The sequence below is a fragment of the Brucella sp. 22210 genome (assembly GCF_052045675.1).
Taxonomy (GTDB): domain Bacteria; phylum Pseudomonadota; class Alphaproteobacteria; order Rhizobiales; family Rhizobiaceae; genus Brucella.
In genome coordinates this window covers 1-749 of the sequence record NZ_JBQEPD010000144.1, presented here as the reverse complement: position 1 = coordinate 749, position 749 = coordinate 1, and the positions used below count along the sequence as shown (strand labels likewise).

Below are 749 nucleotides of genomic sequence, written 5' to 3'. Positions count from 1 at the left end.
TTGCGCCACGTTTGGCGACGGCTGCCTTCTGGGCCGCGATGATTGCGACGGCCGCCGCACCTGTTGTGCTTGGTGTCAGCGTCAATCAGGCAAAGGCTGAAGCCGGGTCGGGCGGAGGTGGGACTTCTGCGGGCAGTGGCGGGGGCGGGGGCGGCGGTAAAAGTGCCGGTCCCTTTACGTGTGACATTGTTTATCCGAGTTCCGGGTATAATCCTGGGCACAATGGTTCAGGCGGAACTGGTGGTGCCGGTGGCGCTGGCTTCCACTGGGATTGTGGTTCCACAGAGATTGGGGCGGGAGGTCACGGCGGTAATGTTGGAGCCACCAGTGTCGGAAGCTCGTCGATCAGGGGCGAGGACGGCGGCGCAGGGGAGCATGGAACGTCGGTTTATGATCCCAACAATATCAATGTTGATAATTGGGGCAGTGGCGGCGGTGGCGGTGCAGGTTTGCATCTGGCGGCTGGAAGATCCGGTACGACCCGTTCCGGGATGTCGATTCACGGCGGTAATGGCGGCCGTGGCTATTATGGTGGCAGTGGCGGCAATGGCGCCATCGTGAATGGCGTTCTCACGAGTGTTCAGGGTACTTCAATCGTTGGCGGTAGTGGTGGCGCCGGGATTATCAGCACCGACGGCGGCGGCGGTGATGGTGTCGTTGTTTCCGGTTCCGGGTCGCGCTTTGAGAACTTTGGAAGTGTAAGAGGTGGTGGCAGTTCGCGTGCGAGTGCTGCAGGTGTTGGTATCCGA

Annotated in this window: 1 pseudogene; it reads left to right on the top strand. The window is 61.1% G+C overall.

From position 1 onward, the window contains the following. A pseudogene (locus ACTJKP_RS27040) lies at window positions 1-749 on the top strand (hypothetical protein); the annotation flags it as partial.